Annotated in this window: 15 protein-coding genes; 6 read left to right on the top strand and 9 right to left on the bottom strand. The window is 73.3% G+C overall.

The window, feature by feature from the left end:
* Positions 1–39: 39 nt before the first annotated feature.
* The gene (locus tag ACFYS8_RS00510) at positions 40–729 is read left to right on the top strand and encodes a GNAT family N-acetyltransferase (protein ID WP_387633800.1); all 690 of its coding nucleotides are present in this window, start codon (positions 40–42) and stop codon (positions 727–729) included.
* Between the two features lie 142 nt (positions 730–871).
* On the opposite strand, the gene ACFYS8_RS00505 is transcribed toward ACFYS8_RS00510, so the two are convergent.
* Positions 872–1,063, bottom strand: coding sequence for a DUF5999 family protein (locus ACFYS8_RS00505; protein ID WP_387633798.1), 192 nt, complete (start codon positions 1,061–1,063; stop codon positions 872–874).
* A 324-nt stretch (positions 1,064–1,387) separates the two neighbouring features.
* Complete coding sequence (locus ACFYS8_RS00500) at positions 1,388–2,086, bottom strand: hypothetical protein (protein WP_387633796.1); 699 nt, start codon at positions 2,084–2,086, stop codon at positions 1,388–1,390.
* Positions 2,087–2,447: 361 nt separating this feature from the next.
* On the opposite strand from ACFYS8_RS00500, the gene ACFYS8_RS00495 reads away from it, so the two are divergent.
* The 3 genes from ACFYS8_RS00495 to ACFYS8_RS00485 all read left to right on the top strand — a co-directional run bounded on the left by ACFYS8_RS00495 (position 2,448) and on the right by ACFYS8_RS00485 (position 5,236).
* The gene (locus ACFYS8_RS00495; RefSeq protein WP_387633794.1) at positions 2,448–3,947 is read left to right on the top strand and encodes a glutamate--cysteine ligase; all 1,500 of its coding nucleotides are present in this window, start codon (positions 2,448–2,450) and stop codon (positions 3,945–3,947) included.
* A gap of 103 nt (positions 3,948–4,050) precedes the next feature.
* Entirely contained in the window at positions 4,051–4,839 is a 789-nt protein-coding gene (locus ACFYS8_RS00490; RefSeq protein WP_387633792.1) for a CPBP family intramembrane glutamic endopeptidase, read from the top strand.
* Between the two features lie 103 nt (positions 4,840–4,942).
* On the top strand, positions 4,943–5,236 hold the full coding sequence (locus ACFYS8_RS00485; protein ID WP_387633790.1) for a hypothetical protein: 294 nt from the start codon (positions 4,943–4,945) through the stop codon (positions 5,234–5,236).
* Here the strand turns inward: ACFYS8_RS00485 and ACFYS8_RS00480 are convergent.
* From ACFYS8_RS00480 to ACFYS8_RS00450, 7 genes are all read right to left on the bottom strand, one after another.
* Entirely contained in the window at positions 5,217–5,735 is a 519-nt protein-coding gene (locus tag ACFYS8_RS00480) for an HAD domain-containing protein (protein WP_387633788.1), read from the bottom strand. The two genes, ACFYS8_RS00485 and ACFYS8_RS00480, sit on opposite strands and share 20 nt — an antisense overlap.
* An 80-nt stretch (positions 5,736–5,815) precedes the next feature.
* Entirely contained in the window at positions 5,816–7,072 is a 1,257-nt protein-coding gene (locus tag ACFYS8_RS00475; RefSeq protein ID WP_387633786.1) for an MFS transporter, read from the bottom strand.
* Positions 7,073–7,115: 43 nt separating this feature from the next.
* Entirely contained in the window at positions 7,116–7,637 is a 522-nt protein-coding gene (locus ACFYS8_RS00470) for a GNAT family N-acetyltransferase (protein ID WP_387633784.1), read from the bottom strand.
* Positions 7,638–7,703: 66 nt separating this feature from the next.
* A complete protein-coding gene (locus ACFYS8_RS00465) occupies positions 7,704–8,399 on the bottom strand; it encodes a dienelactone hydrolase family protein (RefSeq protein WP_387633782.1) in 696 nt (231 codons plus the stop codon).
* Between the two features lie 110 nt (positions 8,400–8,509).
* Positions 8,510–9,871: a sugar porter family MFS transporter gene (locus tag ACFYS8_RS00460; protein ID WP_387633780.1), complete on the bottom strand. Its 1,362-nt coding sequence runs from the start codon at positions 9,869–9,871 to the stop codon at positions 8,510–8,512.
* A gap of 157 nt (positions 9,872–10,028) precedes the next feature.
* A complete protein-coding gene (locus ACFYS8_RS00455; protein WP_387633778.1) occupies positions 10,029–10,676 on the bottom strand; it encodes an FMN-binding negative transcriptional regulator in 648 nt (215 codons plus the stop codon).
* Positions 10,670–11,335 carry a pyridoxamine 5'-phosphate oxidase family protein gene (locus tag ACFYS8_RS00450; protein ID WP_387633776.1) on the bottom strand — a complete coding sequence of 222 codons (666 nt, stop codon included), beginning with the start codon at positions 11,333–11,335 and terminating at the stop codon, positions 10,670–10,672. Before ACFYS8_RS00450 ends, ACFYS8_RS00455 begins: the two co-directional genes overlap by 7 nt.
* A gap of 34 nt (positions 11,336–11,369) precedes the next feature.
* Here ACFYS8_RS00450 and ACFYS8_RS00445 point away from each other — a divergent pair, with 34 nt between their 5' ends.
* A complete protein-coding gene (locus tag ACFYS8_RS00445) occupies positions 11,370–12,713 on the top strand; it encodes an aminotransferase class I/II-fold pyridoxal phosphate-dependent enzyme (protein WP_387633774.1) in 1,344 nt (447 codons plus the stop codon).
* A complete protein-coding gene (locus ACFYS8_RS00440; protein ID WP_387633772.1) occupies positions 12,713–13,057 on the top strand; it encodes a hypothetical protein in 345 nt (114 codons plus the stop codon). Before ACFYS8_RS00445 ends, ACFYS8_RS00440 begins: the two co-directional genes overlap by 1 nt.
* Positions 13,058–13,088 lie beyond the last annotated feature (31 nt).

Below are 13,088 nucleotides of genomic sequence, written 5' to 3'. Positions count from 1 at the left end.
CCACCAGGCAACTGAGACCCTTACAAGTGGAGTGTGGCCATGCCCGACGACCCGACCGTCCCCGCCCTCGTCCGGGCCTGGATCAGCGGCTGGACGGTCTCCCGCGGCGCCGCCGACCCCCGCCCCGAGCCATGGGGCTGGAGCATCGACGTCGGCCAGCCCCGCCACCCCTGGCGGCACGTCCTGCCCGCCCCCACCGAGCCGGACGTCCGCAAACTCACCGAGGGCACCACCGTCCCGTGGACCTGGCTCAAGCTGTTCGACGTCGACGAACGCGCCCTGCCCTGGATCGGCCCCGGCTGGCACATCGACGTCCCCGGCCACCTGATGACCTGCCGGCTGCGCCCGGAGAGCCCGACCGTCCCGGCCGGCTACCGGATCACCACTTGGAGCCGCGGCGGCGTGATCCGCGCCCTGGTCCGCACCACCGGCGGCGAGTACGCCGCGCGCGGCCAGATGGGCATCGGGCCGGGCTCCGACGGCCGCCTGCTCGCCGCCGCCGACCAGATCGAGACCGCCCCCGAGCACCGCCGCCGCGGCCTCGGCTCCCTGCTGATGCGCACGCTGCAGAGCGAGGCGCACGCGGCCGGCGCGCACACCGGTCTGCTGGTCGGTACCACCGAGGGGCGCGCCCTCTACTCCGCCCTCGGCTGGCGCTGGCACGCCCCGATGCTCAGCCTCTGGTACGACCCGTCCACGCCCACCGACCACCCGCTCGGCGGATCCTGAGGCTGCGTCGAACGGCCGCGTCGAATGGCCGCGTCGAACGGCCGCGCCGGAAGGCGTACTGAAGGGCCCCGGAAATGCCGACGCCCGCCAGGAGGGCGCACTCCGGGCGGGCGGTGATCGGTGAGGTGGTGCGGACCGGCGTTCAGGCGGCGATCAGCAGGGTCCGGCGCGGGGCGATCACGCGGCCGTCCGGCAGCAGTTCGCCGGTGTCGTCGAACAGCAGCACCCCGTTGCAGAGCAGGCTCCAGCCCTGCTCGGGGTGGCGGGCGACCGCTTCGGCCGCTTCACGGTCCGACGACTCGGCGGACGGACAGTCGGTTCGGTGCTGGCACATCGTTGTACCTCGCTTCGCTCGGGATTCGCGCCGCCGTACGGTCACCCCCCGGGGCGCCCGCCCTGCCGACGGAAACTTTCTCACCGCATCAGGTGTGAAACGGCGTCAGCCGGGTAGGACGTGTGGTCCTCCCCGACCGACACCAGTGTCCGACTCCGCGGGCGCTCGCGCAGGCATTTGGTGACATGCGCCACAGAAGATCCGGCGAGATCACCCTACCGGGCGGCGGGCGATCCGATCCGCGCACGGACGGGCCATCCCGGAGCGATCCGATCGGATCATTCCGGCATGGCCCGTCCGGGTGGTGCGAGCGGAAGAAGGGCGTCAGCCGATCAGCGCGGTCGGCCGGGCCGCGGGTGCGTTCGCCAGCCGGGCCAGCAGCTCGGCGGCGGGAAACACCTGATGGGCCGCCACCCCGAGCGGGGCGGGCGCCAGCGGGATCAGCAGGTCCTCCCCGGGCAGCGCGCTGTGCAGCCACAGCGCCGAGGCGTAGTGCTCGGGCAGCGACAGCAGCCGCGGCTCGTACCGGGCGGGGGAGGGGTGCACCAGCTGCCAGGCCTGGCGCAGCGCCCGCACCGTGGAGTCCAGGTAGGGCCCGGCGGTCAGGTGCGAGAAGGCCGGCCCGTTCGCGCCGACGGCGACCTCGGCGGCGGCCGTCACCTGCTCCAGCCCGTCCTCGGTGAACTCGCCGACGGCGAGCGGCCGGTGCTCCGCCCGCCCGCCCGCCGCCCGTCCGCCCGCCTGGCCGCTCGCGCCGTCGCAGTCCCCGTGCGGGCAGTGCGGCAGCGCCGCGTCCGCACGGGCGGCGCGCAGCAGGAACCGCCAGCCGATGCAGTCCGCCCCGGCCAGCTGCGGCGCGGGCCCGCGCAGGGCGTGCACGGGCAGCGCGAGCAGCGGCTCCGGGCGCCCCTCGCTATGGCGGAGCACGGCGGCCGCCGACGGCGGCAGGGCCGCCCCGGGCGCGAGGGCCGAGTGGACGGCGTGCAGGGCGCCGGCCGGGGGCTGGGACAGGTGCAACGTCATGGTGAGTCGCCTCTCCGTTCGAGATCGGCGTGCTGCGGCATACCGGCATGGCATCGACATTGAGGGGTCTGGCCGTGTCCGGTTGGGCATGATCGCCGAGGGGGTGGGCGGGTCGTCGACGAGTCCCTCGACAGTGGGGGTTTCTCGGACGGCCCTGACCTGGCCTGAGCGGCGTGCGAATTCTACTCGAACAAGTGCGCAGGGTGACCTTCATATCACGTTCCGTGTCATTGCGCAAGTGCGTTTGAGCTGATCGGCCGTCAGAAACGCTCTCCCGTTCGGCTGTTCGAGCCGTGGGCTAGAAATCTTCGCCGTGGGCATGATGGACAGGCACTGTCGACCGAGGGGAGGGAAGGCACCCGTGGGCGAGAAGGTCGTGGCGACCCGGGCGGAGCTGGCCGACCGGCAGCTGTACCGCCGCAAACTCCAGTCCTGTCTGGACGTCCTGGGGCGAATGCTCAGGGAGGAACGGTTCGACCGCCCGAAAGCCATGATGGGCGTGGAGATCGAACTCAATCTGGCCGACGAGCAGGGGCTCCCCATGCTCGGCAACGAAGCGGTGCTGGACGCGATCGCCTCCGCCGACTTCCAGACGGAGCTCGGCCGCTTCAACGTCGAGCTCAACATCGCCCCCCGCCGCCTGGGCGGGCACGTCTTCGAGGACCTGCGCGAGGAACTCGGCACCGCCCTGCGCTACGCCGACCGGCGGGCCGAGGAGGCCGGCGGACGCCTCGTCATGGTCGGCATCCTGCCCACCCTCGACCTGGAGCACGCCGGGCTGGAGGCGATGTCCAACAACGACCGCTTCACCCTGCTCAGCGACCAGATCCTGGCCGCCCGCGGCGAGGACATCGCCCTCGACATCGACGGCGTGGAGCGGCTGACCATCGACTCGGTGTCGATGGTCGCCGAGGCCGCCGCCACCTCCTTCCAACTGCACCTCCAGGTCACCCCCGCCCGGTTCGCCTCGGTGTGGAACGCCGCCCAGTCCATCTGCGGCGTCCAGCTCGCCCTCGGCGCCAACTCGCCGTTCCTGTTCGGCCGAGAGCTGTGGCGCGAGACCCGCCCGGTGCTGTTCCAGCAGGCCTGCGACACCCGCACGGCCGAACTCAAGGCCCAGGGGGTGCGCCCGATCACCTGGTTCGGCGAACGCTGGGTCGACTCCGCCTACGACCTGTTCGAGGAGAACCTGCGCTACTTCCCCGCACTGCTGCCGATCTGCGACGACGAGGACCCGGTCAAGGTGCTGGCCTCCGGCGGCGCCCCCCGGCTCTTCGAGATGCGGCTGCACAACGGCACCATCTACCGCTGGAACCGCCCCGTGTACGACGTCGCCGACGGCGTCCCCCACCTGCGGGTGGAGAACCGCTGCCTGCCCGCCGGCCCCACCGTCGCCGACTGCCTCGCCAACGCCGCCTTCTACTACGGCCTGGTCCGGGTGCTCGCCGAACAGCCCCGCCCGATCTGGACCAGGCTGCCGTACGAGAAGGCCGACCAGAACTTCGTCAACGGCGCCCGGCACGGCATCGACGCCGTCCAGTGGTGGCCCCGCTCCGGGCGCGGCGCCCGCGGCCTGGTCGAACTGCCCGCCACCGACCTGGTGCTGAACGAACTGCTCCCGCTCGCCCACCAGGGCCTCGACCGCTGGGGCATCACCGCCCGCGACCGCGACCACTACCTCGGCATCATCGAACAGCGCTGCCTGCGCCGCACCAACGGCGCCGCCTGGCAGGCCGCCGTCGTCCACCGCCTGCGCGAACGCCACGGCCTCGACCCGAACGCGGCGATCGCCGCCATGACCCGCCGCTACATCGAGGGCATGCGCAGCGGCGAACCCGTGCACACCTGGCCGGTGGACTGACGCCGCTCCCCAAGGTCCAGAAACGTCTCATCGTGCTGTGAAAGGATGATCGGCCCGGAGCCAGGAAGTGCGCTCCGGGCCGCATCCGTCCTCGGGGAGACCAGTGACCACCGCCTCGGCCGAGCCCGCCACCACCAAGACCCTCTCCCGCCGCCTGCTCGTCGCCGAACTGCTCATCGTGCTCGGCCTCTCGCTCGGCATGAGCGGCGTCTCCGCGCTGATCAGCTTCCTCGGCTCGCTCACCGAACCCGTCGGCCTCGGCCAGCAGGTCGCCACCCTCAACGCCTCCCGCGCCCCCGGCCGGCCCTGGCTCGACCTCGCCTGGCAGCTCTTCTACATCGTCCGCGCCCTGATGCCCGTCGCCCTGGTCGGCTACCTGCTGGTCCGCGAAGGCGCCTCGCTGCGCACCATCGGCTTCGACCTGCGCCACAAGCTCTCCGACCTCGGCCGGGGCACGCTGCTCGCGGCGGCCATCGGCGGCTCCGGGCTCGCGTTCTACATCGCCATGCAGGCGGCCGGCTTCAACCTGACCGTCGCCGGCTCCGGCCTGCCCGACGTGTGGTGGCGGATCCCCGTGCTGATCGCCGCCGCCTGGCAGAACGCCATCCTGGAAGAGGTCGTGGTGGTCGGCTACCTGGTGCGCCGCCTGCACCAGATCGGCTGGACCTGGCCCGCGATCATCACCGCCAGCGCCGTCCTGCGCGGCTCCTACCACCTGTACCAGGGCATCGGCGGCCTGATCGGCAACATCGTGATGGGCGTGGTGTTCTGCCTGCTGTACCGCCGCTGGCGCCGGGTCGGCCCGCTGGTCGCCGCGCACGCCCTGATCGACACCGTCGGCTTCATCGGCTACGCCCTGCTGGCCGGGCACGTGAGCTGGCTGCCCTCCTGAAGCCGACTGCCGAATCCCGCCTGACGACCGGTCGGCTGCCGGTAGGGTGACGCCCGGTGGACGGTGCGCGGTGCGCCGCCCGGCAGGGGAGCGGGGAGCGGCCATGGGCGGGCAGCAGGGCTGGCACGGCGACCGGGACCGCGCCCGCCGCATCGCGGACGCCCTGCACAAGCTCACCGGCCGGCCGCCATTGGTGGAGCGCGGCCGCACGAAGGGCACCACCAAGGTCAGCGTGAAGATCGCCGAACGCCCGGACGGCACCCAGACGTTGGCGCTGCTGCGGGTCCTGCGCCACGGCGACCGCTTCGGCCACGCCCGCACCGCCCGCTGGGAGCACGTCTGGGTCGAGGTCGGCGAACCGCTCCCCACGTCCGAGGTCAGCCCGTCCGACGGCTGAGCCAGGCCCGCGACGGGGGACGGCGCAACAGCCGGTCCACGTGCTCGCGTTGCAGGCCCTGCGCCGGGTCGATCGGCATCAGCAGCCGGTCCGCGCGCAGCAGGCTGCGGCGCACCAGCCGCGGCGGGATGCAGTCGTCCACCCACGCGAACGGGCGGCCCTCGGCGTAGCGCAGCAGCGGCGCCCACTTGAACGCCGAGAACAGCTCCATCAGCGGCACCCGCGGATCGCCCGGCTGCGGCACGTAGCCGGTGAACTTCACCACCGGGAGCTCGGGCAGGCCCAGCAAGGGCGAGATGTACTCATTGGCCTCGAACTCCCAGGTGGTCGCCCACACCAGGTCGTAGTGGTCGGCCAGTTCGCGAAGCCACTCGCCGTGGCGTGGTGACAGCAGCACCGAATAGCCGAGCAGCGTATGGGAGTCGAAGTCTTCCTCGGGGTGCGGGAACACCGGGTTCAGCACCCCGTCGACGTCAAGGTACAGCAGCGGTTTGCCCATGCGGGTCCCTTCCCCGGGTCAAGGTCAGTCAGGGACTGGACGACATCCGGGCCCCGGGGGGTTGCAGGTCAACTCCCGCGTCACCCGGACGTGGCCGGCTCCGGCTGCGGTACGTTGCCGCGCGCCTCGGGCACGGTGCGCTCCAACTGCCGTACCTCCGGCACCAGTAGCACCGCCGCGGCCAGGCCCAGGCACGTCAACGCGCAGGCCCACAGCGCGCCGGACTGACCCAGCAGCTTCGCCGCCGGGCCGGCCAGCGCGGTGCCCGCCGGCATCAGCGCGAAGGAACCGAAGGCGTCGTACGCGGAGATCCGCGACAGCAGTTCCTCCGGGATCTCCTGACGGAGCGCCACCAGCCAGCCCACCACGAACACCGTGACGCCGACACCCGACAGGAACATCGCCACCACGACGGGCACCAGCGGCAGGCCGAGCGCCAGCACCAGCGCGGGCAGGCCGAACAGGAACACGCCGCCGTTGCCGACCAGCAGGATCCGGCGCGGCTGCCAGCGGGCCATCAGCACCGCGCTCGCCACCATGCCGACGCTGAGCGCGGCCATCGCGGTGCCCCACGCCGCGGCGCCGCCCATCCGCTGTTCGGCGATCACCGGCCCGTACACCGTCTCCACGGCCAGCACGCAGGCGTTCATCAGGGAGAACTGCACGACGATCGCCCACAGCCAGCGGCGCGAGACGAACTCCCGCCAGCCGACCCGCAGTTCGTGCACCAGGCTGGGCCCGGACTCGCGCCGCTCGCCGACCTGCGTCAGACCGGAGCGCATCAGCGCCGCCACCGCGAAACAGAGCGCGTCCCCCGCCAGCACCCAGCCCGGTCCGAGCAGCGCGGCCAGCAGGCCGCCGAGCGCGGCGCCCGCGATCTGCGCGCCGTTCACGCCCATCTTGAACACCGACAGCGCCTTGGACGCGTGCTCGGCCGGCACCGCCTGCAGGATCACGCCCTCGGCGGCCGGGGTGTAGAACGCCTGCCCCGCGCCGCCCGCCGCCGACAGCACCAGCAGCGCCCACAGCGGCGGATGCCCCATCAGCACCAGCGCGGCCAGCACCGCCTGCGACACCGCGTTGAACACATTGGCGCCCACCATCACCACATGCCGCGGCCAGCGGTCGGCCACCGCCCCGCCGATCAGCATCAGCGCCACCAGCGGCACCGTCCGCGCCGCCGTCACATAGCCGACCTCGGTGGCGTGCCAGCCCGCGCCCAGCACGGCGAACGCGGTGGCGATCGGCGCGGCGGCGTTGCCCAGCCCGCTGACCACCGTGGCGGCGGTCTGGACCCGGTAGTTTCGACCGGCCCACGCCGGATAGGTGATTCGCACTTCCAGACGATGGACCGCCAACCACCGCCCTGTCCAACGAATTTCAGGGCGTCCAGTCCGCCGCGAGCATCCCCAGCAGCACCTCGTCGACGAACCGCCCCGACACCCACGCGGCCCCGCGCAGCGTCCCCTCGACGCGGAACCCGGCCCGCTCGGCGGCGCCGATCATCGCCGCGTTGTCCGCCAGCGTGTCCACCTGGAGGCGGTGCAGGCCGCGCACCTCGAACCCGTACCGGCACAGCACCCGCACCACGTCCGTCCCGAAGCCGCGCCCGCGGACACCCGGCCGCAGGGACATCCCGAGGTGGGCGGAGCGGTGGTGCGTGTTGACGCCCCACAGCACGGCGGCGCCGGCGAGTTCACCGCCGGCGCGCTCCACCACCGAGAACACCGCCGGCTCCTCGGCCCCCGTCGCCCGGAACGGCGACGCCTCGACGGGCAACGGCCGCCAGGGCCGCCCGTCCGTGCGGGTGCGCATCGCGACGTCCTCGTACAACTCCTCGTGCAGGACGGCGACATCGCTCTCGTGCCGGGCCCGCAGCAGGATCTTCTCCCCGATCAGCATCCGCCAGAGCTACCACCCGCCGCACCGCCCTGGCCGGCGTTTTTCGTCAGCCGAGGTGCGCCCGGCTCAGCCGAGGTGCGCCCAGAGGAAGGTGAGGGTGCGGCGCCAGGCGATGGCGGCCTGCAGGGGGTCGTAGCTGCTGGGGGTCTTCTCGTCGTTCATGAAGGCGTGGCCGGCCGGGTAGAAGTGGATCTCGGGGCGGCGGCCGGTGGCCTCGCCGATCCGGATGGCGGCCTCGTCGACCAGCGCGGCGGGCAGCGAGGCGTCCTGTTCGCCGAAGTGGCCGAGGACGTGGGCGGTCAGGCCGCGGTAGTCGTACTCGGGGTCGCCGGGCAGGCCGTAGAACGGGACGACGGCGGCGACCCGGTCGCCCTCGTGGGCGGCGAGCCGCAGGGCGAGGCCGCCGCCCATGCAGAGACCGACCACGCCGACCGCGTCGCCGACCGACCCCGGGTGGGCGAGCAGGTGGGTGACGGCCGCGTCGAGTTCCTCCGCGACCCGCGCGGCGGGCAGTTCGTGCTTCATCCGGGCGGCGGCCTCCCGGTCGTGGGTGACGGTGCCGCCGTACAGGTCGGGCGCGAGCGCGAGGAAGCCCTCGGCGGCCAGCCGGTCGGTGAGTTCGGCGATGTGCCGGGTCAGCCCCCACCACTCCTGGATCACCAGGACTCCGGGACCGACCCCGGCGGGCGGCACCGCCAGGTAGCCGTGCACGGTCCGGCCGGAGCGGCCGGCGAAGCTGACGTTCTGGCGGGCAGCACCCATGGCTCTCCGTCAAGGTGGCCGCGCGCGGCGGCGGGCAGGAAGTTTCGTCTGGCACTCTAGGCGCGAACTCGCTTGCTTCAACGGCACGCTGGCGGTGTGTCAGCGGGAGTTCAGCCCATCTCTTCCAGTGCCTTGCCCTTGGTCTCCTTGATGCAGAAGGCCACGAACGGGATCGACAGCAGGGCGAAGCAGGCGTAGATCACGTACGTCGCGGACAGGTTCCAGTCCGAGAGGGTCGGGAAGGAGACGGTGATCGCCCAGTTGGCGATCCACTGCGCGGACGCGGCGACCGACAGGGCGAGCGCCCGGATGGTGTTCGGGAACATCTCGCCGAGCAGCACCCACACCACCACGCCCCAGGAGAACGCGAAGCAGAACACGAAGACGTGCGCGGCGACCAGCGCGGTCGTCGCGTACGTGTTCGCCAGGGTGGCGGTGTCGCCGGTGCCGTGCCGGTAGGAGAACGCCCAGGCGGCCAGCCCGAGCGAGAGCGCCATGCCCGCGGAGCCGGCCAGCGCCAGCGGCTTGCGGCCGATCCGGTCGACCAGCGCCATCGCGACCACCGTGCCGATGACGTTGACGATCGAGGTGGACAGCGAGATCAGCAGCGAGTTGGACTCGTTGATGCCGACCGACTGCCACAGGAACGACGAGTAGTAGAAGATCACGTTGATGCCGACGAACTGCTGGAACGCCGAGGCGCCGATGCCGACCCAGACGATCGGCAGCAGCCCGAAGCGCCCGCCGAGCAGGTCGGTGAGCCGCGGCTTGCGGCGGGTGTCCAGCACCCGGCGGATCTCCGCGACCCGGGCGTCCAGGTCGATGCCCTCGCCCTCCACCTCGACCAGCACCTTGCGGGCCTGATCCTCGCGCCCGTCGGCGATCAGGTAGCGCGGCGACTCCGGGATGGACAGCGCCATCAGGCCGTACACCAGGGCGGGCACGGCCTCCACGCCGAGCATCCACTGCCAGGCCTGGATGCCGGCCAGATGGTTGGTGGACTCGCCGCCCGCGGCCTGGTTGAGCGCCCAGTTGGCGAGCTGCGAGACGGTGATGCCGAGCACGATCGCCATCTGCTGGAACGAGGCCAGCCGGCCCCGGTACGCGGTCGGCGCGACCTCCGCGATGTAGGTCGGGGCGATCACCGAGGCGATGCCGATCGCGATGCCGCCGAGCACGCGCCACACCCCCAGCACCTCGATGGTGGGCGGGAACATCGACCCGATGCCGCTGATCGCGAACAGTGTCGCGGCCAGCAGCATGGTCCGCACCCGGCCCATGTGGTCGGCCAGCCACCCGGCGACCACCGCGCCGGCCGCCGAGCCCAGCAGCGCGATCGCCACCACGAACGCGGTCTCGCCGTTGCCGACGCCGAAGTGCTTCTGGATGCCGGTGACCGCGCCGTTGATCACCGCACTGTCGTAGCCGAACAGGAAGCCGCCCATCGCGGCGGCGGCGGAGATGAACACCACATGGCCGAGGTGCTCGTCCCGGACGGCGGAGGAGTGGGTAGCCAGTGCTCTTCTCCCTACGTGACGATCCGTCCGGTTGGGGCGGATCTATCCGGAGGTAATTCGACCAGCGGCTACCCCGTGGCGCGGCTTCGACACGCCCGGAACCAATGAGCTGTCAGTCCGACGAAGGGCCGAGCGCGGGACGGCGGGTGCGCCGCCGCAGCAGCTGCGCCCGGGCCGCCGCGTCCTGCGGGTTGCCGGTCGCCGCGTGGCGTTCGGCCAGCCGTTCGGCGATCTCCAACTGGAGCTCCACCGGCTTCTTGTCGTCGTACTTGAACTTCGCCCGCACCCGGCGCACCGTCAGCCGCAGCCCGCGCAAGCCGGTCAGCTGCGGGCCGTACGGCGCCGCGCCGACGGTCACCCGGTCCTCGTGGTTCTCGGGCTGGAAGTGCGCCAGCTGCCGGTTGAGGATCTCCGCCTTGCCCGCCGGGTCGTCCACGATCTCGGCGGTGCAGGAGAACTGCACCGAGGCGTAGTAGCTGGTCGGCGTGTACGGGGCGTCGCGCCAGCGGCCCGGCGCGAACGCGTAGTCGTCGGTGACCGCCAGTGTGACGTGCGGGTCGGCGCGCACCGCCGCGAACAGTGGGTTGGGGGCGGCCAGGTGCAGCAGGATCTCGTCCGCTCCGGCGTCCAGCAGGAAGTGGGTGGGGACCAGGACCGGGCCGTCGGGGCCGTTGGCGGCCAGCGTGCCGAAGTCCCGCCCGGCGGCCAGCCACTCCTGCCACTCCCGGTCGGTGCCCCGGTCCCAGCTGCGGATCAGCATGCCGGGCCGGCCAGGTACCCGGGCAGCGGCAGGTCCGAGTGCGGGGAGGCCACCGGCGTGCCGTAGACCGGGGCGACGGGCACCACGCCCGCCCAGTACGGCAGGTCGAGGTCCTCCTCGTCGTCGATCACGTCGCCGGTGCGGGTCTTCGCCGAGACCTGGTCCAGCTCCAGCCGGATCACCGCCGTCGCCGCCAGCTCCTTCGGGTTGCCCGGCCGGCAGTCGGCGGCGCGTCCCGGTATCGCCTGCTCGACGATCGCGTCCAGCGCGATCCGCAGCTCCTCGGGGTCGGTGACCTGGTGCGCGGTGCCGTGCGCCACCACCGAGCGGTAGTTGACGGAGTGGTTGAACGCCGACTTCGCCAGCACCAGGCCGTCCAGGTGCGTCACCGTCACGCACACCGCCAGGCCCTGCTCGCCGCGCGCGCCGCGCAGCGGGCGGCTGCCGGTGGAGCCGTGGATGTACAGCCGCTCGCCGACCCGCGCGTACAGCGTGGGCAGCACGACCGGCGCGCCGTCCCGGACGAAGCCCAGGTGGCACAGGTATCCGGCGTCCAGGACGGCGTGCACCGCGTCCCGGTCCCAGTCGGCCCGCTCCTTGTCCCGGGTGGGGGTGGTGAGAGAGTTCCGGGCGTAGGTGTCCTTGGGCGTGTCCGGCATGACAACCTCAATGTACTAGTGCACACTTGCGTTTGTGCTAGGAGAATATCGGATCACGGGTCGGCGGGCCAGCGATATCGCCGCCGACGTCGAACGCGCCGTCGCCGAAGGCCAGTTGGCACCCGGAGCCGCCCTGCCGCCGCTGCGCGACCTGGCCGGCGAGCTCGGCGTCAACCCCAACACGGTGGCCGCCGCCTACCGCCTGCTGCGCGAACGCGGCGTCATCGAGACCGCCGGCCGGCGCGGCAGCCGGGTCCGACCCCGGCCCGCCACCACCCCCCGCGACGAGGCCCGGCTGCCCGTCCCGCCCGGCGCCCGCGACCTGTCCGCCGGCAACCCCGACCCCGCGCTGCTGCCCCCGCTCGGCCCCGCCCTCGCCGCCGCCGCGGCCGGCCCCACCGTCCTGTACGGCGAACCCGTCGCCGAACCCGAACTCCTCGACGGCTTCCGCGCCGAATTCCGCGCCGACGGCGCCCCCGACGGCGAACTCGCCGTCTGCTCCGGCGCGTTGGACAGCATCGGCCGCGTCCTCGCCGCCACCCTGCGCACCGGCGACACCGTCGCCGTCGAGGACCCGGGCTGGGGCAGCGTCCTCGACCTCGTCCCCGCCCTCGGCCTGCGCACCGTCGGCGTCCCCGTCGACGACGAAGGCCCGCTCCCCGACGCCGTCGCCGCCGCACTCGACGCCGGCGCCCGCGCCCTCGTCGTCACCAGCCGCGCCCAGAACCCCACCGGCGCCGCCCTCACCCCCGCCCGGGCCGCCGCGCTGCGCACCGTCCTCGCCGCCCGCCCGCACACCGTGCTGATCGAGGACGACCACGGCCACGGCATGGTCGACCAGCCCTTCCAGTCGCTCGCCTCCGACGGCCGCGGCGGCACCACCGTCACCCACTGGGCACTGATCCGCTCCGCCGCCAAGGCACTCGGCCCCGACCTGCGGGTCGCCGTCCTCACCGGCGACGCCGACACCGTCGCCCGGGTCCTCGGCCGCCAGCGCCTGGACGCCGGCTGGGTCAGCCACCTGCTGCAACGCGCCGTCGTCGAACTGCGCCGCACCGACGCCGCCCCCGCCGCCGCGGTCGCCGCCGCCTACCGGGCCCGGCGCGACGCGCTGCTCACCGCGCTCGCCGCGCACGGCGTCCGCGCCCACGGCGAGAGCGGCGTCAACGTCTGGGTGCCCGTCCCCGACGAGACCGCCGTCTCCGCGGCCCTGCTGCACCGCGGCTGGGTGGTCGCCCCCGGCTCCCGCTTCCGCCTCGGCTCCCCGCCCGCGATCCGGATCGGCATCGCCGCCCTCGCCCCCGCCGAGGCCCCCGCCCTGGCCGCCGCCATCGCCGACGCGCTGCGCGGCCCGACCCACGGGTCGCGGGTGACCTGATGCGGATCGAGCTCCGGAGGCTGCGCGCCGGGTTCGCCGAGGTGGCGACCCCGCACGGCCCGGCCGTCGCCCGCTGGCGCGGCGGCCCGGCCGACCCGCCCGGGCCGTACTTCGTGGAGTGGACGGTCGACGAGGAGCACGCCGCGGTCCGCCCCGCCGCCGGGCCCGGTCCCGAGGTCCGGGTGGACGGCGAACTGCTCGTGCTGGTGGGCGAGTTCGACGGCGAGGCGGCGCTGCGGATCGGCGACAGCCTGGTCCTGCTGGATCTGCCCGGCCACCCTCCCGGCCCGCTGGAGCTCTCCGTCCCGCGCGAGTACGCCGAGCTGTACCCGTACACCGTGTGACGAAGCCCCCGTTCGAGAACGGGGGCTTCAC

This window comes from Kitasatospora sp. NPDC004615, assembly GCF_042873545.1.
Taxonomy (GTDB): domain Bacteria; phylum Actinomycetota; class Actinomycetes; order Streptomycetales; family Streptomycetaceae; genus Kitasatospora.
This window is presented reverse-complemented; position numbering and strand designations above follow the sequence as displayed.

Excerpts from the sequence above, each read along its gene's own strand:
- ACFYS8_RS00485 (WP_387633790.1), top strand. The coding sequence starts at position 4,943 with ATGGGCGGGCAGCAGGGCTGGCACGGCGACCGGGACCGCGCCCGCCGC.
- ACFYS8_RS00455 (WP_387633778.1), bottom strand. The coding sequence starts at position 10,676 with ATGCTGATCCGCAGCTGGGACCGGGGCACCGACCGGGAGTGGCAGGAG.
- ACFYS8_RS00470 (WP_387633784.1), bottom strand. The coding sequence starts at position 7,637 with ATGCTGATCGGGGAGAAGATCCTGCTGCGGGCCCGGCACGAGAGCGAT.
- ACFYS8_RS00440 (WP_387633772.1), top strand. The coding sequence starts at position 12,713 with ATGCGGATCGAGCTCCGGAGGCTGCGCGCCGGGTTCGCCGAGGTGGCG.
- ACFYS8_RS00480 (WP_387633788.1), bottom strand. The coding sequence starts at position 5,735 with ATGGGCAAACCGCTGCTGTACCTTGACGTCGACGGGGTGCTGAACCCG.
- ACFYS8_RS00510 (WP_387633800.1), top strand. The coding sequence starts at position 40 with ATGCCCGACGACCCGACCGTCCCCGCCCTCGTCCGGGCCTGGATCAGC.
- ACFYS8_RS00450 (WP_387633776.1), bottom strand. The coding sequence starts at position 11,335 with ATGCCGGACACGCCCAAGGACACCTACGCCCGGAACTCTCTCACCACC.
- ACFYS8_RS00505 (WP_387633798.1), bottom strand. The coding sequence starts at position 1,063 with ATGTGCCAGCACCGAACCGACTGTCCGTCCGCCGAGTCGTCGGACCGT.
- ACFYS8_RS00465 (WP_387633782.1), bottom strand. The coding sequence starts at position 8,399 with ATGGGTGCTGCCCGCCAGAACGTCAGCTTCGCCGGCCGCTCCGGCCGG.
- ACFYS8_RS00500 (WP_387633796.1), bottom strand. The coding sequence starts at position 2,086 with ATGACGTTGCACCTGTCCCAGCCCCCGGCCGGCGCCCTGCACGCCGTC.